Annotated in this window: 23 protein-coding genes and 2 pseudogenes; 2 read left to right on the plus strand and 23 right to left on the minus strand. The window is 61.1% G+C overall.

Features of this window, described 5'->3' with window-relative positions:
• Position 1: 1 nt before the first annotated feature.
• The 17 genes and pseudogenes from hypF to CQ12_RS44250 form a co-directional block, all read right to left on the minus strand.
• Positions 2 to 2266 carry a carbamoyltransferase HypF gene (hypF, locus tag CQ12_RS26215; RefSeq protein ID WP_057838179.1) on the minus strand — a complete coding sequence of 755 codons (2265 nt, stop codon included), beginning with the start codon at positions 2264 to 2266 and terminating at the stop codon, positions 2 to 4.
• Positions 2263 to 3213 carry a hydrogenase nickel incorporation protein HypB gene (gene hypB / locus CQ12_RS26220; protein WP_057838180.1) on the minus strand — a complete coding sequence of 317 codons (951 nt, stop codon included), beginning with the start codon at positions 3211 to 3213 and terminating at the stop codon, positions 2263 to 2265. Before hypB ends, hypF begins: the two co-directional genes overlap by 4 nt.
• On the minus strand, positions 3213 to 3554 hold the full coding sequence (hypA, locus tag CQ12_RS26225; protein ID WP_057838181.1) for a hydrogenase maturation nickel metallochaperone HypA: 342 nt from the start codon (positions 3552 to 3554) through the stop codon (positions 3213 to 3215). Before hypA ends, hypB begins: the two co-directional genes overlap by 1 nt.
• Positions 3532 to 4641 (minus strand): nickel-dependent hydrogenase large subunit, encoded by a 1110-nt coding sequence (locus tag CQ12_RS26230; RefSeq protein WP_057838182.1) that lies wholly within the window; start codon positions 4639 to 4641, stop codon positions 3532 to 3534. Before CQ12_RS26230 ends, hypA begins: the two co-directional genes overlap by 23 nt.
• Complete coding sequence (gene hybE, locus CQ12_RS26235) at positions 4622 to 5170, minus strand: [NiFe]-hydrogenase assembly chaperone HybE (RefSeq protein WP_057838183.1); 549 nt, start codon at positions 5168 to 5170, stop codon at positions 4622 to 4624. Before hybE ends, CQ12_RS26230 begins: the two co-directional genes overlap by 20 nt.
• A complete protein-coding gene (locus CQ12_RS26240; RefSeq protein ID WP_057838184.1) occupies positions 5160 to 5375 on the minus strand; it encodes a rubredoxin in 216 nt (71 codons plus the stop codon). The genes hybE and CQ12_RS26240 overlap by 11 nt, the downstream gene beginning before the upstream one ends.
• Complete coding sequence (locus tag CQ12_RS26245) at positions 5372 to 6232, minus strand: hydrogenase expression/formation protein (RefSeq protein ID WP_057838185.1); 861 nt, start codon at positions 6230 to 6232, stop codon at positions 5372 to 5374. The genes CQ12_RS26240 and CQ12_RS26245 overlap by 4 nt, the downstream gene beginning before the upstream one ends.
• Positions 6229 to 6675 carry a thioredoxin domain-containing protein gene (locus tag CQ12_RS26250; protein ID WP_057838186.1) on the minus strand — a complete coding sequence of 149 codons (447 nt, stop codon included), beginning with the start codon at positions 6673 to 6675 and terminating at the stop codon, positions 6229 to 6231. Before CQ12_RS26250 ends, CQ12_RS26245 begins: the two co-directional genes overlap by 4 nt.
• A 44-nt stretch (positions 6676 to 6719) precedes the next feature.
• Positions 6720 to 7010: a HypC/HybG/HupF family hydrogenase formation chaperone gene (locus tag CQ12_RS26255; protein WP_057838187.1), complete on the minus strand. Its 291-nt coding sequence runs from the start codon at positions 7008 to 7010 to the stop codon at positions 6720 to 6722.
• Between the two features lie 30 nt (positions 7011 to 7040).
• On the minus strand, positions 7041 to 7607 hold the full coding sequence (locus CQ12_RS26260; protein ID WP_057838188.1) for a HyaD/HybD family hydrogenase maturation endopeptidase: 567 nt from the start codon (positions 7605 to 7607) through the stop codon (positions 7041 to 7043).
• Positions 7608 to 7650: 43 nt separating this feature from the next.
• A complete protein-coding gene (cybH, locus tag CQ12_RS26265; protein ID WP_057838189.1) occupies positions 7651 to 8382 on the minus strand; it encodes a Ni/Fe-hydrogenase, b-type cytochrome subunit in 732 nt (243 codons plus the stop codon).
• A gap of 9 nt (positions 8383 to 8391) precedes the next feature.
• Positions 8392 to 10182 carry a nickel-dependent hydrogenase large subunit gene (locus CQ12_RS26270; RefSeq protein WP_057838204.1) on the minus strand — a complete coding sequence of 597 codons (1791 nt, stop codon included), beginning with the start codon at positions 10180 to 10182 and terminating at the stop codon, positions 8392 to 8394.
• A 20-nt stretch (positions 10183 to 10202) separates the two neighbouring features.
• Positions 10203 to 11294 carry a hydrogenase small subunit gene (locus CQ12_RS26275; protein WP_057838205.1) on the minus strand — a complete coding sequence of 364 codons (1092 nt, stop codon included), beginning with the start codon at positions 11292 to 11294 and terminating at the stop codon, positions 10203 to 10205.
• Between the two features lie 351 nt (positions 11295 to 11645).
• Positions 11646 to 11828, minus strand: a pseudogene (locus tag CQ12_RS42780) (cbb3-type cytochrome c oxidase subunit II); the annotation flags it as partial.
• A gap of 11 nt (positions 11829 to 11839) precedes the next feature.
• The gene (ccoN, locus tag CQ12_RS26285) at positions 11840 to 13459 is read right to left on the minus strand and encodes a cytochrome-c oxidase, cbb3-type subunit I (protein ID WP_157088517.1); all 1620 of its coding nucleotides are present in this window, start codon (positions 13457 to 13459) and stop codon (positions 11840 to 11842) included.
• A gap of 288 nt (positions 13460 to 13747) precedes the next feature.
• Positions 13748 to 14173, minus strand: coding sequence for a CBS domain-containing protein (locus tag CQ12_RS26290; RefSeq protein WP_057838192.1), 426 nt, complete (start codon positions 14171 to 14173; stop codon positions 13748 to 13750).
• 31 nt (positions 14174 to 14204) lie between these two features.
• Entirely contained in the window at positions 14205 to 14483 is a 279-nt protein-coding gene (locus tag CQ12_RS44250) for a Rossmann-fold NAD(P)-binding domain-containing protein (protein ID WP_157088516.1), read from the minus strand.
• 513 nt (positions 14484 to 14996) lie between these two features.
• Here CQ12_RS44250 and hemN point away from each other — a divergent pair.
• Entirely contained in the window at positions 14997 to 16343 is a 1347-nt protein-coding gene (gene hemN / locus CQ12_RS26300; RefSeq protein ID WP_057838194.1) for an oxygen-independent coproporphyrinogen III oxidase, read from the plus strand.
• 573 nt (positions 16344 to 16916) lie between these two features.
• Here hemN and CQ12_RS26305 read toward each other — a convergent pair.
• The 3 genes from CQ12_RS26305 to CQ12_RS26315 are packed head-to-tail and all read right to left on the minus strand — an operon-like array spanning position 16917 to position 19984.
• A complete protein-coding gene (locus CQ12_RS26305; protein ID WP_057838195.1) occupies positions 16917 to 17759 on the minus strand; it encodes an ABC transporter ATP-binding protein in 843 nt (280 codons plus the stop codon).
• Entirely contained in the window at positions 17756 to 18559 is an 804-nt protein-coding gene (locus CQ12_RS26310) for an ABC transporter permease (protein ID WP_057838196.1), read from the minus strand. Before CQ12_RS26310 ends, CQ12_RS26305 begins: the two co-directional genes overlap by 4 nt.
• Positions 18560 to 18562: 3 nt before the next feature.
• On the minus strand, positions 18563 to 19984 hold the full coding sequence (locus CQ12_RS26315; protein WP_057838197.1) for an ABC transporter substrate-binding protein: 1422 nt from the start codon (positions 19982 to 19984) through the stop codon (positions 18563 to 18565).
• Positions 19985 to 20449: 465 nt separating this feature from the next.
• Between CQ12_RS26315 and CQ12_RS26320 the strand changes: the two genes are divergently transcribed.
• The gene (locus tag CQ12_RS26320) at positions 20450 to 21142 is read left to right on the plus strand and encodes a Crp/Fnr family transcriptional regulator (protein ID WP_245310166.1); all 693 of its coding nucleotides are present in this window, start codon (positions 20450 to 20452) and stop codon (positions 21140 to 21142) included.
• On the opposite strand, the gene CQ12_RS26325 is transcribed toward CQ12_RS26320, so the two are convergent.
• The 3 genes and pseudogenes from CQ12_RS26325 to CQ12_RS26335 all read right to left on the minus strand — a co-directional run.
• Complete coding sequence (locus CQ12_RS26325; RefSeq protein ID WP_057838198.1) at positions 21139 to 22104, minus strand: HEAT repeat domain-containing protein; 966 nt, start codon at positions 22102 to 22104, stop codon at positions 21139 to 21141. The genes CQ12_RS26320 and CQ12_RS26325 overlap by 4 nt on opposite strands.
• A gap of 1 nt (position 22105) precedes the next feature.
• Positions 22106 to 22339 carry a 4Fe-4S dicluster domain-containing protein gene (locus CQ12_RS26330; RefSeq protein WP_057838199.1) on the minus strand — a complete coding sequence of 78 codons (234 nt, stop codon included), beginning with the start codon at positions 22337 to 22339 and terminating at the stop codon, positions 22106 to 22108.
• Positions 22340 to 22355: 16 nt separating this feature from the next.
• Positions 22356 to 23270: pseudogene (locus tag CQ12_RS26335) on the minus strand (fumarate reductase/succinate dehydrogenase flavoprotein subunit); the annotation flags it as partial.

Below are 23270 nucleotides of genomic sequence, written 5' to 3' on the forward strand. Positions count from 1 at the left end.
ATCAGGCTGTTCCTTCCAAGTCCGCCGGCCGTTCAGCAACCTGCAGGGCGGCGATCCAGGCTTGTCCAAGGCTCAAGCCACCATCATTGGCCGGCACCTGCCGCGGCAGCAACGGAGTGAGACCGGCCGCAATGCAGCCCCGCTGGATTTCATGGGCTAGCACCGCATTCAGGAAGCAGCCGCCGCTTAAGCCTACGGCGGTAATGCCGGTTGCGCGTGCGGCGCGCACAATCCAATCCACGCAAGCAGCCGAGAACGTACCATGAAACAGCTCGGCTCCCGCGGTGGCACCGACCTCGTCGGCTACCAAACGCTCGAATAGCGGACGAAACGACAGCACGCCGCCATCGATCAGCCAGCCGTCTTCAAGCACCGCGGTCCGGCGGACACGCGCCTCGAGCTTCATCGCGGCTTCGCCCTCGTAGCTCTGCAACGTCGCGACCCCAAGTAACGCCGCCGCTGCATCGAACCGGCGGCCTGCGCTGGTCGTGGTCGGCACGTGGGGTTGATCGAGCAACGCTAGCAGACGCTCGGCCTGCGGCTGCGTTCCGAAGCGCTGTCTGATTTCGTCCCCCCGTCCCAACGACTGCAATATCCCGCTGGCAATACGCCACGGTTCGCGGGCTGCGCGATCTCCGCCTGGCATCTGAAGGGGCGCGAGATGCCCGATGCGCTGAAACGCAGCGTGTTCGCACAGTAGCAGCTCGCCACCCCAGTTGCCGCCGTCGGAACCATAGCCGTAGCCATCGAGCACGAGCGCCAAGGTGGGCCTTTCAACGCCGTGCTCTGCCATCACGGCGGCAGCATGGGCATGGTGGTGCTGGACGGCAATCCGCTCACGGCGGCTTGCATCGGCAAAACGGGTCGACGCCATGTTCGGATGCAGATCATGGGCAATGACGACGGGTTCGACGTCGAGCATCGATGTGAGATGCCGGATCGTCTCCTCGAAGAAGCGGATTCCCTCAACCGTATCGAGATCGCCGATGTGCTGCGAGACGAAGGCTTCGTTGCCCCGCGTGATCGTGATGGTCGATTTCAGCGCACCGCCCACGGCGAGGACGGGCGGCACGGCCCTCGCAAGCCGAATCGGTTCGGGGACATAGCCGCGGGCGCGACGGATCAATTGACGCCGTCCCGCCACCACCGACACAACGGAATCATCGGCACGCGTCATAATGTTGCGGTCATGGGTCACGATCAGGTTGGCGATGCCGAAGAGCCGCCGCACCGCCTGAGCGTTGTCGATCAGGAGCGGTTCGCCGCTGGGATTGGCACTGGTGGCAACGATGACCGGACCTTCACCATCAGGCAATGCTCCCGTTGAACGAAGCGCATGGAAGACGAGGTGATGCAGCGGCGCTACGGGCAGCATGATCCCGATGCGCGAAAGGCCAGGCGCGATTGAAGGGGCCAGGTTGTTGCGCGAATTCAGGAGAACGATTGGCCGAGCTGTCGATTCGAGCAACGCAAGCTCCGCGGCATTCGCCTCCGCTATCTCGCTAACCTGCTCCACGGAACCGACCATGACGGCGAACGGCTTCTGGTCACGCTGCTTCTTCCTGCGCAACCGTTGCACGGCGTCATGGTCGCGGGCATTGCAGAGTAGCTGGTAACCGCCAAGCCCCTTGATCGCGACGATTTGGCCGCCGGATATTCCCGCGGCGATGTCGTCAATTCCGTGACTCAACCGAGGCCCGCATGTCGGGCATGCAATCGCTTCCGCATGAAACCTGCGGCTGGCTGGATCGGCATATTCGGCCGCGCAGCTCTTACACATGGTAAACGCCTTCATGGCGGTGTTGCGGCGATCGTAGGGAAGCCGCTCGACGATGGTATAGCGCGGGCCGCAATGAGTGCAGTTGATGAAGGGATAGAGGTAATAGCGGCTGTTCTGGTCGAACAACTCATCGAGGCATTGCTGGCATGTCGCGGCATCGGCGACGATTCGTGTCGAGATCTTGCCCTGTTCGCTCGCGCGGATTGAAAAGTCTTTCGCCGCAAGCGCACCAATTTCCTCAACGGAGATATGGTCGATTCGCGCCAATGGAGGCTTTTCGAGCGGCAACGCGGTGACAAAATCGGATGTCCGATCCCCCTCGACCTCGATGATTACGCCGTCGGGATCGTTGGCGACGAACCCGGCCAAGCGATAGCGGGTAGCGAGACCATACACATAAGGACGAAAGCCGACACCCTGCACCGCGCCGCTGACGCGCACGCGCAGCCTCGCTCCGTCGTGGATAGCCTTGCCGCTCTGGCTCATCGCGTTGCCGCCTCGACCGCGGGGCGCCGCTGATGTGCGGCCTGCTTCCGAATCAAGGCGTAGAACGCGGCAAAGCCTTCGCCGGTACGCGCCGAAACCGTCAGCACCTCGATCTTCGGATTGACGCGCCTCGCATATTCGATGGTCTGGGCTAGGTCGAAGTCGAGCACCGGCGCCAGGTCGATCTTGTTGATCAGCATCAGCGCGGATGCCGCAAACATGTCAGGATATTTGAGCGGCTTGTCTTCACCTTCTGTTGTCGAGAACACCACGATCTTGCAGGCCTCGCCGAGATCGAACGCCGCGGGGCAAACCAGATTGCCGACATTCTCGATGAAGAGAATGCCGCCCTTGATCGGCGGCAAGCGGCGATAGGCCTCGCCGACCATCGCGGCATCAAGATGGCAACCCTTCCCGGTGTTGATCTGGATCGCAGGGACGCCGGTAGCGCGAATGCGGTCAGCATCATTCGAGGTCTGCTGGTCACCCTCGATGACCCCGACTGGGCAGCTCTCCTTGAGCTCGGAGACGGCGCGAACGAGAAGCGAGGTCTTCCCCGCGCCAGGACTGGAGACGAGATTGAACACTAGCAGGTCGTCGACCAAAAAGCGCGCGCGATTGTCGGCTGCGATGGCGTCGTTCTTGCCGAGAATGTCACGCTCGATCCGAATGATGCGGTCGCTGCTCATGCCCGTGATCTTCAATCCGGCGGGATCAAGGCCGCTATTCGTAAGCCCGTCTCCGTCATGCACGTGATCATAGCTACGAGCATGATGGTGATGATGGCCCTGGTGATAATGTGCGCCATGCCCCCCATGCTCATGATCGTGGTGGTGACCGTGACGATCATGCGCATGATCACGATGATGGCCCTGAGCTTGTCCGTCCTGCGCGCCGGCGCCTTCAGCGGAGGGCCGCCCTTCGCTGCAACCACATACGGTACACATCAATCGACCTCCAGCTCCTTTACGCGCATCTCTTCGCCCGCGGTCACATGCAGCTGATAGCTTCCGCAGCAGGGACACGGCTCACCGCGCTGCGCAATCTCAACGCTCCTTGAACAAGCCATGCACCAGGCAATACCTGGCAATTCCTTGATCTCGAGGACCGCGCCATCGGCGATGGTCCGCGCTGCAACGGCCTCGAAGCAGAACCTCATCGCTTCAGGAGCGGCATGGCTCAGCGCGCCTATCTCCAGACACACGGTCCTGATTCTGGAGAACGACCGCCGACGGGCCTCGTCCGCGACGATCTCGATAATTCCCTCACAAATCGCCATTTCGTGCATCGGCGTCCTCCCGAAAATTTAGCCTGAACCCGACACACGGGTCGAACGATCCGACCATGGCTCGCACCGCGTCTTGTCCCTCTCTGCTCGTCAGCACCGCGCCCTGCAGGCTGCGGACAAGCGGTCCGCGCGCGTGAAAATTCCACTCGGTCGGCGCAAGGAACTCGAAACGCGAAATCTTCCCCTCACGATCAAGCTCAACCGCGTGATAGAGGCGTCCCCTGGCACATTCGACCGCGGCCGCACCTCGGCACGAACCCAGCGTGTAGCTTTCGAGAATCCCATCCTCCGCTGTCTCGACACTTGCACTGGCCTGGAGCCAGGCGGCCAGACGGGCGACTTCCGCGGTTCTCGCCATCAGCCGCTCGGCCGCTCTCGACCGGCTTGGCGGGAGCTGATCGCGCATCATCCGGCGCGCCCACACACCTGTCTCGGGAATACGGCCATCCAGGTCGGGAGCATCGGAGAATCCCGCATCATCCGCGAGCATCCGTTTAATCACCTTGTGGTCGTCAGCAGCGGACAGGAACAAATGCTCCACCGGGTTTGGCTTCAGTACGTCCTCATCGAGAGTCGCCATGCGAAGCGCGAGTGGGCTACCCGGCGTCGGGGCACCATCTTCGTTCGCTATGCCGAGAGCAACCAGCGCAGGCCTCATCCGCGCCATCGCTTCACATCGAGCCTGGCCGCAGCCGCTCTCGGCGATGCCGCCAAGCGCCGATGCCGCCCGCATCGCGGCGCGGATGGCCGCGGCGCTGGCGATATCCTCCGCGAGGTACTCGAAAAAGAGACCCCGCAGCAATTCCGTCAGCCGTTCTATAACGACCAGGATGATACGATGCCGCCGCGTCGCGAGGCTGCCATCGTGGCCGCGCGCCACCGCAACGGCGGACAGGAATGAGACCTGGTGCGCAGCCGCGCACAACGAGAAGAGCCGCGGCAACACGTTGAGCAGCGAAGCGGCCGACTTACCTGCAAAGAGCCGCGCCAGTGGCGGCCGGGCCCGCGGCCGGATCTCGACGGCGGCAATTGCGCCGCCGGCAAGCGAGACCGTGACATCAATCTCGTTACGGAAGGAGAGGCTCATGCGCGCGCTCCGTCAGTAAACCCCGCAAGAAATGTCGGCGGTCGATCAAACTGATATGTGGCGCATGGAGCCCATGTGACGCCGCGCTGTCCGCCGGCGACATCAGCGCCGCGAACACTGTTTCGGCCGTGGCGCGCGCGGTCGCCATGTCCTCGAACTCAAACATCGGCGAGAACAGCGAGCAGCTCGCAATTGGCCCCACGAGCGCTAGCTCGCTGATGGTGAATTCGAGGTCGCCGCCCGGAAATCGCACGCGCAGGTCTGGGTCCCTTGCCGGAGACGATTGCGAAGCGCCGTCGGGCACCGGCATGACCACGTTCATGAACCAGGGCGTCACCATGATACCGACGACCCGGCCTCCCTGCACACGAAAGCCGATGGCTTCGACGCTCAGCGCCTCGTTGAAGATCGACAGGTCGCGCACGGCGCGATTGGCGATATCTCGATAGACTGCGGCGAGCATCTCGCCCCACGCCGATGGATCGGCGTGCATGCTGCTGCGGGGATGCTGATCGCGGTCAGACGTCATCTTCAACCGCCATAAACTTCGATTTGGGCGCGTCGCAATTCGAACAACGCCAATCTTCGGGCAACGCGGCGAAAGGCGTTCCCGCGGCAATCTGCGCCGCCTCATCGCCCTCAGCCGGGTCGTACACGATCCAACAGATGCCGCACTCCATGCGCACGCCATCTGCGAGATCCTGCCAGATTCCAAGATTTTCGGAGCTCGTCATTTGAAGTAGGCTTCCATGATTTCCTGCAGGCGTTCGACGGAAGCTTCGAAATCCTCGTCGGCAGCCAGCGCAACCGTCGGCACGCCGCCGACCTCCAGCGTATCCAGGATGATGGTGTCAGTGGCATTGAAGAACTGCACCGACCAGACGTTCCGGATGCCAGTCGCCAGCACCCGGCAAGTGTTGTAGCCGCGCAAGATGAGCTGGATCGGCCCGTTACCTACGCTTTGCTGCAGAAACGCCATGTCGACCGAGTTCATCGGCAGCAGCGTGAAATTGATGATCTGCGAGCGAAGGCCTGGCCGCCAGGCGAGCGCACGTTCGCGGATTTCCGCGAGCACCGGCAGCACGTTCATGACGCCCTCCGGCGCCGCGTCAATCGTGAGATCGCTCGACGTCAGATCGCTTGCGGCGCGCTTTACAATTTCCGGAATCGCGCTGACCTCGATATAGTCGTAAGCGGCATCGGTCTCGAGACGGATTCGCCAAATTCCGGCGAGCACCGATTCCTGGATTTGCGCCAGCCAGCCATCCGGCAGGGCAACGATGCCGGCGACCTCGCCCTCACCCAGCACGTCGTCGATCAGCTTGCGCTCTAGATCATTGAGGTTGCCTAGCCGAAACAGTTGCGTGGACTCGTCGCTCTTCCGGCTGGCAATGGCGCTAGCGACGTTCGACAAGAGCTCGATCGCGCTCGGACAGTTCTTTGCTAATTCGCCACTGTCGAGCGAGGCCAGTTTGGCGAGCGCAACGGCGGCATGGCTGCCATGCGGTGGGACGAGGCTTCCTGCGTTGATTGGAAACACGCTGACCGGCTGCTCGGCACCCTCGGGCGCGACCCCGACATCGGCTTTCATGATCGGATGCTCCGCTGTGTGCGCTCGGGGATAATGCTCTTGACGATTGACGCGCGGCTACCATCTGGGCGATCCATCAGCTTGGAGATACACTGGACGTAAAAAGTCCAATTCTGGATCTTGGCAATCAGGCCAAGCACCTCCCGGCTGCTGCAAATGATCAGCGTCGGCTGCACGCGCACGCCGAACCTTTGACCAAGCTCGCCCTCAGCTTCACGTGCGATCACTGCTCCGACCAGGCGGCCCTGAAAGACATCGATCAACTCGGGCAATACGACGGCGACGTCGATCGCCTCGGGCCAGCGCACGGGATCGCCCGCCGACAGCAGGGCCGCGGTCGCCCCGCCAGTATCGGCGGTGGCGAGGAACTCATCGACGCTCGCGGCATCCACCTCGGGCAGGCCGCGCCGCGCCAGATCATGCTTTCCTTGCTGGAATTCCATTAACCTTCTCACAAGTCTATGTTTCTGCTCAGTTGCCACACCCATCAGCGCAGATGCTCGGGCAATTGCGGTTCGCGGTTGACCAGGTCCACAAAGAAGCGGTCGTAATCCTGGCCATTAAGGGCCGCGCCAAGGCCTTCTAGGGCATCTGCGATCAGGCGCGCCTCGTCATCATCCAACAGCCTTATCGCGGTGTCGATATAGACAAGCACCTTGGCACCGACCGACGGCTCCGACAGCAGCAGCACGGAGACGCGCCGCCGCTCGCCGCAATACTCGCATAGTGCCGACACGCTGTCGGTTTCCACGATCGTCATCGGCAGGCCAAGGCACATGGCAACGCTCGCAAGTGATCAATGCGCCGGTTAGGCCGGCTCTACCCGCATCTCATAATGAAAATGGTCGATATCGTTCGCCAGCAGTCGCTCCAACTCCGGCAGCGGCTCGCTCCGCGGGATCGCCGGCGATCCCCATTGCGCCAGGAGTTCGCAAGCGAGCCCGATGGCCGGTTCGATCTGATCGCGCACCGGGCCGGTCAACGGTCCGCCCCAGTCTTTGAGATCGAGCGGCTGACAGCCGATCAGGGTGAGATGCTGCGGGCAGCGGCCGAGCAGTTCCGCCGCGCTCAGAACCTCCTGGAAGCCGGTCTGATGCAGGCTCATCTTCTTGGCGCCGGTGAACTTCGGCACCTCGTCATCGCGTACGAGCCGGAGCTGTCCCGGTTCGAGCCCGTAGTCGATAGCATCGAACACGATCAGGCGGTCAGCCTCCTCAAGATAGCTCACGAGATAGAGACCCTGGGTGCCGCCATCGAGAATGGTCACATTGTCCGGCACCGCGTAGCGGCGGTGGAATTCCTCCACCACCCGCACGCCGAAGCCTTCGTCCGCCCAAAGGATGTTGCCGGTCCCGAGCACGAGGATTTTAGGCACTACTCCAGTTCCTCCGTCCGTCGCGGAATTGAGACACACGGCATCAATCCCGGAATTCGCGCTCGCCCGAGATCATCGAGGAGATGATGCTTTGGCGCGACATGATGTCCTCGCGGATCGCCACATAGATGTGGACGATGGCGAAGGTGACAATGATCCACAGGCCGAGATGATGCCAGGTGTGGACGTCCTGGCTGTTCGGCCAGATCGAGAATACCCAGCCGAACAGCTTGTATTGCCAACTGTCGTGCCCGGCTCCCTCCCCGTAGAGCGCGAAGCCGGTCACGATCATGAACAAGACAGTGACCGTGTACATGAAGAACATCGTGAGCTGGGCGAGCGGATTGTGCCCGACATACTTCTTCGGCTGGTCGATCAGGAAGGCATACCAGCGGATTTCGTGAAGCACTTCCCCCCACCAGCTCCTGCGCCAGACCGGCACGAAGAAGATCTGCTTGGCGTGGGGATTGCCCATGAATGCCCAGTAGACGCGCAAGAGGAAGCTGACCGCGAGCACGTAGCCGGCGGCGAAATGCGCGAAGCGGATGTAGCCGAACAGGAAGTTGTCACTCGCTTCTCCCGACACGGTCGGAGTCGCGCTGCCGATGAAATAGCCCGTCAATCCCAGCACCAGGATCGCCAGCGCGTTGATCCAGTGCCAGAGCCGTACTGGCGCTTCGTAGACATAGACGACGTTACGCTCGACACTGCGATCGGTCCGCGCGGCGTCGACGGCAATCTCGGCGGCGACGGCGTGAGGAGTACTATCGATCATGACCCGCTCCTATCGCACTTTGACGATCGCCATTTCCTGTCCGTCAGGACTCATGACGTGGGTCGAGCAGGCCAGGCACGGATCGAAGGAATGGATCGTCCGCAGGATCTCCAGCGGCTTCTCGGGATCGGCCATTGGCGTATCCATCAACGAGGCTTCAAACGCCCCGATATTGCCCTTCGGATCGCGCGGCGAGCCGTTCCATGTTGTCGGCACGACGCATTGATAGTTGTCGATCCTGGTATCCTTGATCTTGATCCAGTGCGCGAGCGCGCCCCGCGGCGCCTCGGTGAAACCGTAGCCTTTGGCTTCCTTGGGCCAGCTTTCCGGCTTCCATTTCTCGACGTTGGCCGTCGACGTATCGCCGGCCTTGATGCGCGCCACCAGCTTGTCCTGGAAATAGCGCATCTGGTGCGCCGCCCATTCGCATTCGAGCGCGCGCGCCGCCGTGCGGCCAAGCGTCGAGAACAGTGCGGAAACCGGAAGACCGAGCGTCTTGAGCAGCTTCTCGGTCGGCTCCTTGAATTCCGGTTCATTCTGCGCATAGCCTACGATGTAGCGGGCTAGCGGACCGACCTCGACCGCGTGGCCGCGCCAGCGCGGCGCCTTGATCCAGGAATACTTGCCGCCTTCGTCCAGCTCCTTGATGTCGGTCTTGGTGCCCTTGGTCTTGGGCCCGAGTTGGTAGTTCGGCTCGGTGACGCCGTCCCAGGGATGCAGGCCTTTCGACTCGTCAGCATATTTGTACCAGGAATGCGTGACGAATTCCTGGATCTGCGCGGGATCACTATGGTCTATTGGCAGCACCTCGTTGAGGTTGCCGTTGATGATCACGCCGCGCGGCAGCTTCAGGCTCTTCGCCGAGAAATCGTTGGCGTGCTCGGGAATGTCGCCATAGGACATCACGCTCTTGCCGGACAGGCCGCCGCCGAACAGCCAGTCTTTGTAGAACGATCCGATCGCGACAACGTCAGGCAGATAGACCTTTTCGGTGAACTCGATGCAGCGGTCGATGATGGAGGAAACCAGGTTGAGTCGCTCTATATTGATGGCGCTAACCGCACCGACGTCGTCGACATTGATGGCGCAGGGCACGCCACCAACCAGCCAGTTCGGATGCGGGTTCTTGCCGCCATAGATGGTGTGGATCTTGACAATCTCCTTTTGGAAATCGAGCGCCTCCAGATAGTGGGCGACCGCCATCAGGTTGGCTTCCGGTGGCAGCTTGTAGGCGGCGTGCCCCCAATAGCCGTTCTTGAACGGACCGAGCTGACCCGACTCCACGAACTTGGTCAGCCTGATCTGCAGATCCTTGAAGTATCCAGGCGACGACAGCGGCCAGGACGACACCGACTGCGCCAGCGCAGAGGTCGCTTTGGGATCGGCCTTCAGCGCCGAGACGATGTCGACCCAGTCAAGGGCATGCAAGTGATAGAAATGCACGAGATGGTCATGCACCTGCAGGCAAAGCTGCATGATATTGCGGATCGAGTTGGCATTGTCGGGGATCGTGATGCCGAGCGCATTCTCCACGGCACGCACTGAAGTGAGCGCGTGGGTTCCCGTGCAGACTCCGCAAATCCGTTCGGTAAACGCCCAGGCGTCGCGCGGATCGCGCCCCTTCAAGATCGTCTCGATACCGCGCCACATCGTGCCCGTGGAAACTGCATTACGGATTACATTATCGGAGTCGACATTCACCTCGACGCGCATGTGACCTTCGATCCGGGTCAGCGGATCGACGACAATCCGCTTGCCGGAATTGTCGAGCTTGAACCTGTTGGGTGTCTGAAGGACCATCATCATCTTCCTGAGTTTGACTAGTGGTCTTTCGCGGCATCTTCCCGCTTGCTGGCGAGGCGCTTCACCGCGGTCACGGCCGCATGCGCGGCCACCGCCGCGCCGACGGCGCCGGCCGCCGCCACGCCGATCTGATCGGCATTCTTCTCGATGCCGAACTGCTTGATGTTGGTGAGACGGTCGTAGAACGAGCCCTTGTCCCAGAATCCGTCCTCAGAGCAGCCGATGCAGCCATGGCCTGACTGGATCGGGAAGGACACCCCACCGTTCCAGCGCACGGTCGAGCAGGCATTGTAGGTGGTTGGGCCTTTGCAGCCCATCTTGTAGAGGCAATAGCCCTTGCGCGCTCCTTCATCGTCCCATTTCTCCACGAACTGGCCAGCGTCGAAATGCGGCCGCCGATAGCATTTGTCGTGGATGCGCTGCGAGTAGAACATTTTCGGCCGGCCCTGGCGGTCGAGTTCTGGCAGCTTGCCGAAAGTAGTGATGAAGGTGACGACGCCGGTCATGACTTCTGCGATCGGCGGACAGCCCGGCACCTTAATGATCGGCTTGTTGGTGATCACCTTGTCGATGGGCGTTGCCTGCGTAGGATTGGGTTTCGCGGCCTGCACGCAGCCCCAGGAAGCGCAGGCGCCCCAGGCAATGATCGCCATCGCGTCCTCGGCCATCATCCTCAGCTTCTCGACGAACGGCTTGCCGCCGTCGATGCAGAACATTCCACCTTCGTTCAGTGGCGGATTGCCTTCAACCGCGAGCAGATACTTGCCCTTGTGCTTGGCGCGGGTTTCTTCGAGGATCGCCTCCGCCTGGTGTCCGGCGGCCGCCATGATGGTGTCGTCATAGTCGAGCGAGATCATCGACAGCACGGCGTCCTTCACCAGAGGATGCGCGGAGCGGATGAAACTTTCCGAGCAGCAGGTGCATTCAAGGCCGTGCATCCAGATGACTGGAACGCGCGGCCTGGTCTCGAGCGCATTGGCAATTCGGCTCGCCGCGAGCGGGCCGAGCCCGAGACTCGTAGCGGTCAGGCTGCAGAACTTGTGAAAGCTCCGACGCGTGATGCCCTGCCGCCTGATCACGCTGTAATAAGTTTCCGTCGCCGCGCTCATGACGCCTCCCATGCGATCCGTTACCGGCTGTGACGAATTGCTGACGTTCGGATAGCAAGAAGCAGACCAGCACCACACATGCAAAGACACTTTGATAGATTGCAAGCCGTTGCGGAGCGGTGGCAGCAGCACCAACCTTGAGCCCGGCCGATCACAGCGCCGCGTCCGGTTGCCCTGCTAGATGTGGGATCTGTCGGCGTGAAGCGGGCAGCCGGCCTCCATCGCCGACGCTGGACCAGCAACCGTGTCGTCTCTTGGCAGAGCGAAACCCAACCGAACCACCCATTCTGTCGCCGCAGCCCACCTTCCCTCGCGCGGAAGCGGTGCAGGATTTGGGCCAGTTGCAGCGGAACTCTTGCGGCAAAGCTCTAGCGGCGTATAGGGTCGCACCCCATCGACCACCTCGATCCTGCTCTTCAAGTAGAATAGCGGAGTGATCTCGACCAGGCCGCCGATCGCGATCACCGCGAGAATCCCCTCGATCAGGATGATCGAGTTTTTCTCGAAAATCTGATGTCGCGTCCAGACAGACATTGACGAGTTCCTCATTCGGCCGGCTGAAGAGCGAGTGGCGACTTCACCTCGGCCTCGGCGACCCGCACCGTCATCCAGAGATTAAAGGCCATAATCAGTGAACCGACCAGGAAAAGCGCGCCTCCCGCTGCTCGGATGATGTAGAAGGGATGCATCGCTTCGACGCTCTCGATGAAGGAATATTCGAGGAAGCCGAGCGATGTGTAGGACCGCCACATCAGGCCCTGCAGGATTCCGGACACCCACATCGCGGAGATGTAGAGCACGATGCCCAGCGTCGCGATCCAGAAGTGCCAGTTGACGAGCTTCAGGCTGTAGAGGCCCTTGCGATCCCACAGCCAGGGCACGAGGCAATACAGCGCGCCGAAGGAAACGAAGCGGACCCAGCCCAGCGCGCCCGAATGCACGTGGCCGATGGTCCAGTCGGTATAGTGGCTGAGCGAATTCACCACCTTGATCGACATCATCGGCCCTTCGAAGGTCGACATGCCGTAAAAAGCGACCGACACCACGAGCATGCGCAGCACGGGATCGGTGCGAAGCTTGTCCCAGGCTCCCGAGAGCGTCATCAGGCCGTTGATCATGCCGCCCCAGGAGGGCATCCACAGCATGATCGAGAAGGTCATGCCGAGCGTCTGCGCCCAGTCCGGCAGCGCCGTGTAGTGCAGATGGTGCGGACCGGCCCAGATGTAGAGGAAGATCAGCGACCAGAAATGGATGATCGACAGCCGGTAGGAATAAATCGGCCGCTCGGCGCGCTTCGGAATGAAGTAGTACATGATGGCGAGGAAGCCGGCGGTCAGGAAGAAGCCGACGGCGTTATGTCCGTACCACCACTGGAACATCGCGTCCTGGACACCGGCCCAGGCCACGTAGGACTTCGAGCCGAACAGCGAGACCGGCACCGCGGGATTGTTGCCGAGATGCAGCACGGCGATGGTGACGATGAAGGCGAGATAGAACCAGTTGGCGACGAAGATATGCGGTTCTTTCCGCTTGATGATGGTCCCCAGGAAGACCAGCAGATAAACGACCCAGACGATCGTCAGCCAGAGATCGGCGTACCATTCCGGTTCGGCATACTCCTTGGACTGGGTTACGCCGAGCAGATAGCCGGTACCGGCAACCAGGATGAAGTAGTTGTAGCCGATGACGACGAACCACGGCGCGAGATCACCCGCCAATCGGCTGCGGCAAGTCTTCTGCACGACATAGAACGAGCTTGCGATCAGCACGTTACCGCCGAAAGCGAAGATCACTGCCGAAGTATGCAGCGGCCGCAGACGGCCGAAGCTGGTCCAGGGCAGATCGAGATTGAGTGAAGGCCATGCAAGCTGGGAAGCGATCAGCAGCCCGACCGCAAATCCCGCGATGCCCCAGATCACCGACATGACCGCCGAGAATTTGATCGGGCCCATGTTGTAGTTGGGGCGGCCGTTGATTTCCCGCGGCCATGCTGCCCGGCGCTCGAAATACCGGTTGCCGATGGCGATCACTGCCGCCAGGCTGGCGGCTGAGGACAGCGCCGCATGGAAGGCGAATGCCGTATCCTGCGCCTTGGCCGCAGCGAACAGGCACAGATAGGCCATCACCGCGAAAAACATCGTTAACCCGGCTTCGCCATGGGTCATCCATTTGGTGGTTTGAGGTGGGTACATTGTCCGCTTCTCTCTGCGGAGGGCATCTCTCCCGGCAGCCCGGATTCCGCTTTAGTTCGATCAGGGCAGGCCAGACCAGTTGCTGGCGCGCGAGCGGTTCAGAAGGCGCGTTGCCTTCGGGCATTCGACGTGGGCTGTTTTGCTGCCGCCCCGTGAGAGCCAACCCAGACCAGGAAGGCGGCGAAAATCGTGAAAACCGAAACCACCCCTAAAGAAACAAGTTTCGAATCAACGGGCATAGCGACCCTCCTGTTGCAGCTGCTAGGTGCCGTGGGAGCACCGTTGTAAAGCGCGCAGTACGTCGCTGCGCGCAATCATACCGGCAAGTTGCTCCCTCTCGATTACCGGCATGCTTCTGATCCGATGATTGACTATGAGCTCAAGCACCCTCGTCAATTTCGTCTCTGTTCCGACATAAATGAACTCCGGCGTCATCACGTCCATAGCCGTCAATTTCATCAGATCGTCATGGCGCGGCATGATGCGAGCGCGGGTGAAGACAAAGCTCGCCATGACATCGAACTTTGAGACCACTCCAATGACTTGCGAGTGTTCTTCAACGGGATAGGCGTTGAAATCGTCCCTTTCGAAGAGATCACAGAGTTCACGCAATGTGAGGTCGTGCGTGACGACCTTCGGCGTGCGGATCATATGGTCTGCAACAATCTGTTCGAGGAAGCTGTACAAGGCTCATTCCCCTCTCCGGCTGAACACCAATTCAATCACCTTCTCCTGGAGGGCTGTCGCCTAGAGTGTAATCGGCGCTGTAGATCAGCACATGCAGCGGCTCGCCGTTGAGCCGCTCCTTGACCTCAGCTATGGCGCGTCGAAGGGCGCGATGATCGCTCAAATCGACCTGAACATGCTTACCCCTACCGGAATTCCACGGGCAACGCGCCGCGTCAAAAGGTTGGCGCGCGCAGTTGACGATGCGCCAGCTCACTGCCGAGAACAGCTTTCCGGTGGCGTGCCCGATCACGCGCAATGCCTCGGTCAAGACCAATGTCTCCCGCTCTCCGTACGCATGGCGGAATCGATCGGTATGAAACGGGCAAGCGGCAACGTCAGCCATCGGGGGCGGGCCGGAGGCCTCATCATAACTTGGCAGGTCAAGACTCAACGGTACCCCTGATCCCTTTGCGGGCGCGCGCTTTCCACGCGGCCTATCGGACTGCAGGATTTGGGCCACGCAAACGACGGGGCTTTTTTCCTCGGGTTTTTCCTGCGCAACGTCTCGTTCGCAACAGGTTGGCGGATTTGAGACAAGCAGCGTGTTTGCTTTCGGACAGAAAGCGCGTGCTGCACGTATGGGCTGAACAGTCGCAATTGGCCCGACTCCTGCTCCCGTCAGCTGTGGCGCACGGTCGAATGCATCGCCAGGATGTCCAGCGAACTATGGCATCCAATCAGCGACCTGACGTGCCGCAGGGCCGTCAGCTGGCTAGTTGAGCTGCGATGTGTTCTGCTTCCATCGCGCTAGCCTTATAAGGTTGAATCAAACGAGAACGACATGCGAATTGAGCTTGCGAACCATTATGGACAGGAGCGCCTACCGCGCTACACGAGCTATCCGAGCGCGCCACACTTTTCTCCTGCCGTCGATGGCAAGACCTATGTCGATTGGCTGCGTGCCATCCCCGTCTCCTGTGCGGCGTCCCTCTATCTGCACGTTCCGTTCTGCCGGTCGATGTGCTGGTACTGCGGCTGTCATACCTCGGTGTCAAAACGTGACGAGTCTATCTATGCAGCGGCGGTTCGCTGCGAGATGCAGCTTTTGACCAACACGCTTCAGCATCGCCTGCCCTTGGCGCACATCCACTTCGGTGGCGGGACGCCGACAGTCATGATGCCCGAGGTCTTTGCCGATCTCGTCGGCGCGATGCGTAGCTGCTTTATCGTGCTTCCGGATGTCGAGATCGTCGTTGAGGTCGACCCGCGTACTTTGACGGAGCCGATGACAAAGACGATGGCTCAATGCGGAGTCACGCGCGCCAGCCTGGGTGTCCAGAGCTTCGATACGTTGGTACAACGCTCGATCAATCGAATTCAGACATTTGAACAGACCGCAGTTGCGGTGTGCCGCCTGCGGCAGGCAGGCATCAGCGGCATCAATTTTGATCTGATCTACGGCCTGCCGCACCAGAGCATCGACTCGTGTCTCGAGACGGTCGAGAAGTGCGTTGAACTCCGGCCTGATCGCCTCGCGGTCTTCGGTTATGCTCACGTGCCGACCTTCAAAAAGCATCAGCGCAGGATCGCCGAGAACACGCTGCCCGACAGCCTCGAACGTCACTCGCAGTCGGAAGCGGTCTCGGATGCGCTGCAGTGCGCGGGCTACGTTCGGATCGGCCTGGACCATTTCGCGCTTCGCAGCGACCCCCTCGCGGTCGCGCAGCGCGAAGGACGATTGCATAGGAATTTCCAGGGATATACTGATCACCAGGAGAAGGTGACGATCGGCCTTGGCGCAAGCGCGATCGGACGGCTGCCGCAAGGTTTTGTTCAGAACGCCGTGGCGACCCGTGACTATCTTCAGTGCGTCGCCACAGGACATTTCGCAACGGTCAAAGGCTGCGCAATTTCCGCCGACGACCGCTTTCGCGCAGAGATTATCGAACGCATCATGTGCGATCTCGCCGTCGATCTATCGCGGGTCTCTCATGATCATGGCAGGACTGTTGAAGAGGCAATCATCGATCGCGAACGGTTCGAACGATTGCTGGCCGACGGCGTGATCACGGTCGAGGCGAACCGGCTGCTTGTAGCTGAGGATTCCCGATTCTTGATCCGGAGCGTAGCCTCCACGTTCGATGCGCATTTGGCGAAGGGGGGCGGGGCCCATAGCGGAGCTGTCTGATAAACAATCGTCCTTCATCCATCCTCAACCCGTCGGTAGCATTGGTCCCGGAGAACGCACTGAACCTGCCGACTTATGCGAGACTACCATCGTGAATCAAGGGCACGCGAGCCAGCGAGCGCGGAAGGAGAGAAGATTCGGGACAGAGGGTTCTATGTTTCGATTGGCGAACGAGATCCAGAGGTAACCGCCGCGGCCGTTCGTTGATGGACATGCATGGTGGACTGCGGGATGCTCTTTCGGTTTCAGCTATCAGGACGCTCTTCGAAGCCGACGCTCGAAAGGCTGCAATCGATGTTCTCAGATCAGTAGCCGAGGGCCTGGCGGGTTTGTTGCCCGCGAGCGAACGATAGCAGCTGTACGATGTCTGGCTTGCGCCGACACCGTTGATGACCTCACTGAAGTGATCGTCACGGGACCGATGGTTTCAAGTTCTCTTTTCTCTGCTCGACAGCCAAATCGTTCTCTGCAGCTTCAAGCAAAAGAAATCACTTCTGAAAGTCCTCTTCACTTGGCGCTTCGTTTCATTTGTCGATGCCTCGCGCGTCAGCCCATCGGGAAGACACGATTGATCTATTCAGCCGGCACGCCGAGCGGACTTAGCCGCGGCAGTAGTGAGAAACCGTCCGGGCGCCGCAGGCGATCCAGGATGTGGCGTTTCAGACGTACGAACTCGCTCTCGGTCACGAGCTCGGTGTGGCGCGGGCGCGCGAACGGCAGGCGGATGTCGTCGATCACCCGTCCGGGGCGCGCGCTCATGACGATGATCCGGTCCGCGAGAAAGAGCGCCTCCTCGATGTCGTGGGTCACGAACACCGTGGTCGTCGGAATTTTGGTCCAGATGTCCAGCAACACTTCCTGCATCAGGCTGCGCGTCTGAGCATCAAGCGCACCGAAAGGCTCGTCCATCAAGAGGACGCGGGGCTGGTTGATGAGGACGCGAGCGATCTCGACGCGCTGCTGCATGCCCCCGGAGAGTTGCGAGGGATAGAATTTTTCAAACCCCTCAAGGCCGACCAGCTTCGGAATTTGGTCCGCGGCCATGCGCCGCTCGGCCTTTCCGAGGCCGCGCATCTTCGGTCCAAACGCGACATTGTCGCGGACCCGCTTCCAGGGAAACAAGGTATGCTGTTGGAATACGATCCCCCGATCGGGGCTGGGCCCGAGGAGCGGCTGATCATCGACGGTGAGCTGGCCTTGCGTTACTTCCAGATGCCCTGCCAGCGCGCCGAGCAAGGTCGATTTGCCACAGCCAGACGGACCGAGGACGCAGATCAATTCGCCCGCCGCGACCGCGAAATTGAGGTCGCGGACCGCCTCGAAAGCGTCCGCGCCCTCCCCGAGCGAAATCGAGACATGGGCGACATCGATGCGCCCGACGGTTTGCGCCGGAATATCGGTGACTCGGATGTTCATCGCGCGACCGTCGGATGCCGCCAGGGCATCAAATGGTGACCGAGCGTTGTCAACAGCCAGCTGCTGCCCATTCCGAGCAGGCCGATCACCAGCATGCCGACGATGATGTCGGCATAGTTCTGCAGCGTGTACGCTTCCCATGTGTAATAACCGATCCCGAACTGGCCGGAGATCATCTCTGCGGTAACGAGGCAGAACCACGACGTGCCCATGCCGATGGCTAGCCCGATGACGATGCTGGGTGCGGCACCCGGCAGTACGATTTCACGCAGGATCGCGGCCGGCGTACCGCCAAGGCTGCGCGCCGATGCGACGAGCCTGCGGTCGATGTTGGCGACGCCGTGCACGGTGTTCAGGATGATGGGAAACAGCGCGCCGATGAAGGTGATGTAGATCATCGAGAGCTCGGACGACGGGAAGATCAGGATCGACAGCGGTATCCACGCCACCGCCGGGATCGGCCGCAGCAATTCGAGCGGCGGCAGCAACAGGTCACTGGCGGTACGCGACCGTCCGATCGCGAAGCCGAGGGATATCCCGATCACCACCGCAGCGCCGTAGCCCGCAAACACCCGCCACAGGCTGCTGCTGACGTGCGCCAGCAGCTTCGGCGACTTCAACAGCACGATGGCGGACTGCACGACCTCGGTCGGCGGCGGAACATTGCGGAATGTCACGATGCCGAGGTTGACATGGAGCGACGACGCAAGCTGCCAGAGCCCGATGCATGCCAGGATCGAGCCGGCACGTACGAGCCATCGTACCCCAGGCACCCGCTCCACCATGCGCCCCACTGCCATCGCCTAGCGACTCGCCACCAGCGATTCGCGCGCACCAGCGTAATCGATCACGTCACCGCCGTGCTCCTTCGACCACTTTTTGGCGCCGTCCTTGAGCAGGAACGCGCTCAACTCACCTTTGGCCGAGCGAACGAACCAGGCCTGGTTTGCGAACAGCTTGATGCCGCTATCGCGATCCTGCGCGTAAACGACCCGGATCGCCTTGCCCTCCTTCTCAAGCCCAGCGAGCGCCTTCAGCGCATTCTCAGGCGAGCTGAAGTGACGGAGCTTGGGCTCGTCCTTGACCCAGATCTGCGCGACCCGGCCGAAGTCCGTGATGTCGGTTCCAGTGGTCGCATCCTTGGCTTTCAGGGGAAGCTGGGCGTAGTCCTTCAGTTCGGCGTCGTAATCGCGTCCGACCTGCGACAGAGCGATACGTATGAACTTGTCGGTCACGAACTGATTGATGTCGAGATCGCTGTCGGCGCGTTTGAGGTGCCTTAACGTCTTGATCGAGGTAGCAATCGCCTGACGATACTCCGGCTTCCAGGCCACGCTGCGCGTTTGCAGGCCGAGCGGTCCGTGGAACAGATAGGCCACTTCCGCTTCGATGCCTGTCACCTTGGTGATGAGCTCGCTGTACTTCTCGGGCTCTTCCGCAATCAGGCGGTCGGCCTCCAGGGCGGCGCGCAGGTAGGCGACGACGATCTCGGGATATTTGTCGGCGTATTCCGCGTCCACCAGCGATCCATGCAGGGTTGGCGCGTTCGCCTGTGAGCCGTCAAAGATCTTGCGTGCAAAGCCGCGCCACGGAAACAGTTCCGCGAAAGGTACGAAATCCGCATGGGCCTCGATCTTGTTTGCCTGCAGCGCCGGACCCGCGACCTCAGGTGCCTGCGTGATGATGTTAACGTCCGTTTCCGGATTCCATCCCTTGGCCTCGATGGCCCGGAGCAACATGCCATGTGAGGTAGATGCAAAGGGAACAGAGATCGTCTTGCCCTTGAGGTCGGCGATCGACTGCACGGGAGAGTTCACCGGCACCACGATGCCGTTGCCGCTGCCCTTGGTGCTGCCGGAGAGCACGCTGATGAACAGGCTGCGTCGCCCGGCCTTTTGGAAAGCCACACCGTTCAGCGAACCGGGGAAGTCTGCCATCGCGCCCAGATCAAGCTTACCGGCGACCATCTCATTGGTCAGCGGCGCACCGCTGGTGAAATTCTTCCACTGGATGTCGTAGGTGACGTCCTTGTACTTGCCGTCGCGCGGCAGGAATTTCTCCAGAAGCTTCAGCTCGCGGATCAGAAGTCCGCCGGTTGCGCAGTTGATCGTCGTGTCCTGCGTTCCGACTGCGACACGAATGGTTTCGGCACGGGACAAGCCGGTGAAACCGAATATCGCAACCGCGACAGCCGCGGCTATTCTCACAACACCAGAAGAAATCATTGGCCTGTCCTCGACTATCGATGGCCGGCACACCGCGCCAGCTTGAACGCGCGATCCGGACTATCGAGCGTTCGCGCTGACGGCTGAAGCAATTACTTGCGTAGCGGCTGTTCCCCACGCTCGTCGCGATTCCGTCGCAATGTGGCTTGCACGCGCGTCAAATGATTTTCTCGTTCCGGCGCGTCGGGCAGACAAATCATTTCGACAACAGCTCGTTTACGCATGACCTTTGCTAAGTGTATTTCGACTCGTTCAAAGAAGTGGACTTTGCCATTCCGTCCCATTTAGCTATTTGCGAAATCGCAGGGCGAACTGACGGCAATGACGACACTGAAAGAAGCTTCCGAGCCTGATTCCTTGCCCCTGGTGGCCAGGACTGGCGCCGTCGCACAACTTGATTGGCCGGCCAGGGAACGACCTGCCGTCGTATCCAGACCGCGTACTCGCGCGGAATCCGCCCTGTTCATGAGCGAGTCCATCGACGGGTTGAACGTCGGCGCGCACTTTCTCGATCGCCTCTCGGCCGAGCAGATGGCGGAGGTCCACGCTGCAGGCCGTACTTTTCCTGTCCCCCAGGGACAGATGGTGTTCAATCAGGGCGAACATCACGACGGTATATTCATCATCAGGCGCGGGCAGGTTCGGGTCTATTACACGGCTCCTTCCGGCCGCGAGATCACCCTCGCCTATTGGACGCCCGGCCATTTCATTGGCGGGCCGGAGATAACCGGCGGCGGCGCGCATATGTGGTCAGGCATTGCGATCGAGGATTGCGAGATCACGGCATTGTCCGGCACCACCTTGCACAAGCTTCTGGTGCAGATGCCAACCTTCGCGCTGGCCCTGATCGACGGGCTGGTCGCCAAGGGCAAGTGCTATTCCTCGATGGCGCAGATCCTGGGGACCCGCTCGGTGATCGAGCGGCTGGCGCAGTATCTACTAAATATGTCCGAACTCTACGGAGTTTCCGACGGCGATACCATCGTCATCAATCGCAAGGTAACCCACGACCAGATCGCGGCAATGGTGGGCTCGACCCGCCAGTGGGTCACAATGATGCTGAAGCGCTTTCAGGCCAAGCGCATCATCGCCATCGAGGACAGCGTCATCAGGATCAAGCGCGTCGATCTGCTCGAGACGATCCTGTTCAAGGACTAGTTACGCGCCTCAATCTGTGCGAGCGCCCATATCACGGTTTTCCGCACATCCGGGTCTTCGTCCTGCGTGCGCGTGCCAAGTGCGTCGCGAGCCTTCGGATCGGCGATATCGCCGAGCGCCGCGGCGGCATCCTTGCGTAACGAAGGAAGTGCGTCATCGAGGAATGGAATGATGGCGTCCACGGCGGGGCGAGCGTGGAGCTTGCCCAGGCTCTGCAACGCCTTCTGACGCACCTGCCAGTAGCTGTCGCCGAGCGATTGGATCAGCGCTGTCGCCACCGAAATCTGGCCAATCCGTCCGATCGTCTCGGCCGCCACCGCCCTCACTTGCCATTCCCGGTCCGAGAGCGCGTCCGCGGCGGCCTGTGCCGCCGCCTCATTGCGTGCAAACGACAGTGCATTGATAGCGGCAAGCCTGACGTCGGCGTTCTCGTCCCTGGTCGCATGGATCAGCGAGGGCAGTGTCTCGGTCTTCTTCAGATAACCGATCACGCCCACCGCCTGCACCCGCACGGCGGAGTCATGGTCACCAAGTGCGGCAATCGCCGGCCCCAGCGAAGCGCCGACCTGTAGCGCCTTGAGCGCGCGAAGGATCGCCGTGCGCACGAAGGGCGATGAATGCGTCACCAGGGGAAGCAACACGACGCTGGCTGCGGAATCGCGAAGTTCGGCGAGGCTGTCAGCGGCCGCCTGGGCCACCGCTGTCTCGGAATCGGTCACGACGCCGACCAGTGCCTTGGCTACATCGACGCCGTCGAATTCGCCCAGCGCCCGCGCCGTCTGCAGCCTGACGGCTGCATCTGGATCGCCCGCCGCCTGCACCAGCAGCGGAATGGCCTCTCCGCTCGACGTCTCCACGAGGTCGATGACCGCGAGACGCCGCACCGCCGGATCCGGACTTTCCAGCCGTTCTGAAATCTCGTCGAGGTCGCCGAACGCCTCGAATGGCTCGAACGCCGTCATGTTAGCGCAGCAGATAGGGAATGTTGACGGTCACGGCGCCGGTCGGGCAATCGGCCTCGCACGGCATGCAATACCAGCACTCGTCATATTTCATGTAGGCCTTACCCGTGAGATCGCTGATCCGGAGCACGTCGAGCGGGCAGACGTCGACACAGACCGTGCATCCCTTGTCGGCGATGCATTTGGCCTCATCGACAACGACAGGAACGGTGGTGGGCGTATGGGCAATCGGCATGTGGTGGTCCCGTCTCTCAGGCGTGCTGGCGGATGCGCTGGCGGTCGTAGGCGGAGCGCTCGGATTCTTCGATCGGGACGACATAGGGCGCGACCGGCCGCTTCTCTGCCGTCATCTGTCCGTTCTGCTTGCGCAGGATGCTGTGGCAGAACCACTCGTCATCGTTCTTTTCCGGATATTCGACACGATGATGATAGAGACCCCATCGGCTCTCGGTGCGGAATAGCGAAGCGAACGCTGCCATCTCGGCGCAGTCCAGAATGGATGCGACTTCGAGCGATCGCATCAGTTCGTGCGCATCGCGTACCACCATGGCGTTTTCCACGTCGTCGCGAATCTCGCCAAATCGCGCCTGCCCGATCTTCATCTTTGCCGTAACCTTCGGCGGCTGAAGATAGTCGTTCACGAAGCGCCGTGTCTTGTATTCGAGCTGGTTGGGCGGAATCCCGTCCTCCCGGCGCGTCGGCGCCAGCACGCGTGCCTGCTCGCGGACGACGTCACCGGGATCGTACTCGGGAAGATCGATGCTCTCGGCGAACTCCGCTGCGTGCTCTCCCGCCACCGCGCCGTTGGTGAAGGCGCCGAGCATGTAATTATGCGGAACGCTGGCCATGTCGCCGGCGGCATACAGGCCCGGCACCGTGGTACGTGCGAACTCGTCGACATAGACGCCGGAGGCACTATGGCCGGAGCAGAATCCAATTTCCGAGATATGCATCTCGATCATGCGCTCGCGATAATTCGTTCCGCGATTTTCGTGGAATCGGCCGCGCGATGGCCGTTCGACATTGTGCAGCACAGCCTCGATCTTGGAGACGGTATCGCTGTGCAGGTGGTTGAGCTTCAGGAACACCGGCCCCTTGCCGGATTGCAGCGTACGCATACGACGAAGACCGCCTGATTGACGCATGCGCGCGGGCACAGTGAGCTC

The organism is Bradyrhizobium jicamae, assembly GCF_001440395.1.
Taxonomy (GTDB): domain Bacteria; phylum Pseudomonadota; class Alphaproteobacteria; order Rhizobiales; family Xanthobacteraceae; genus Bradyrhizobium; species Bradyrhizobium jicamae.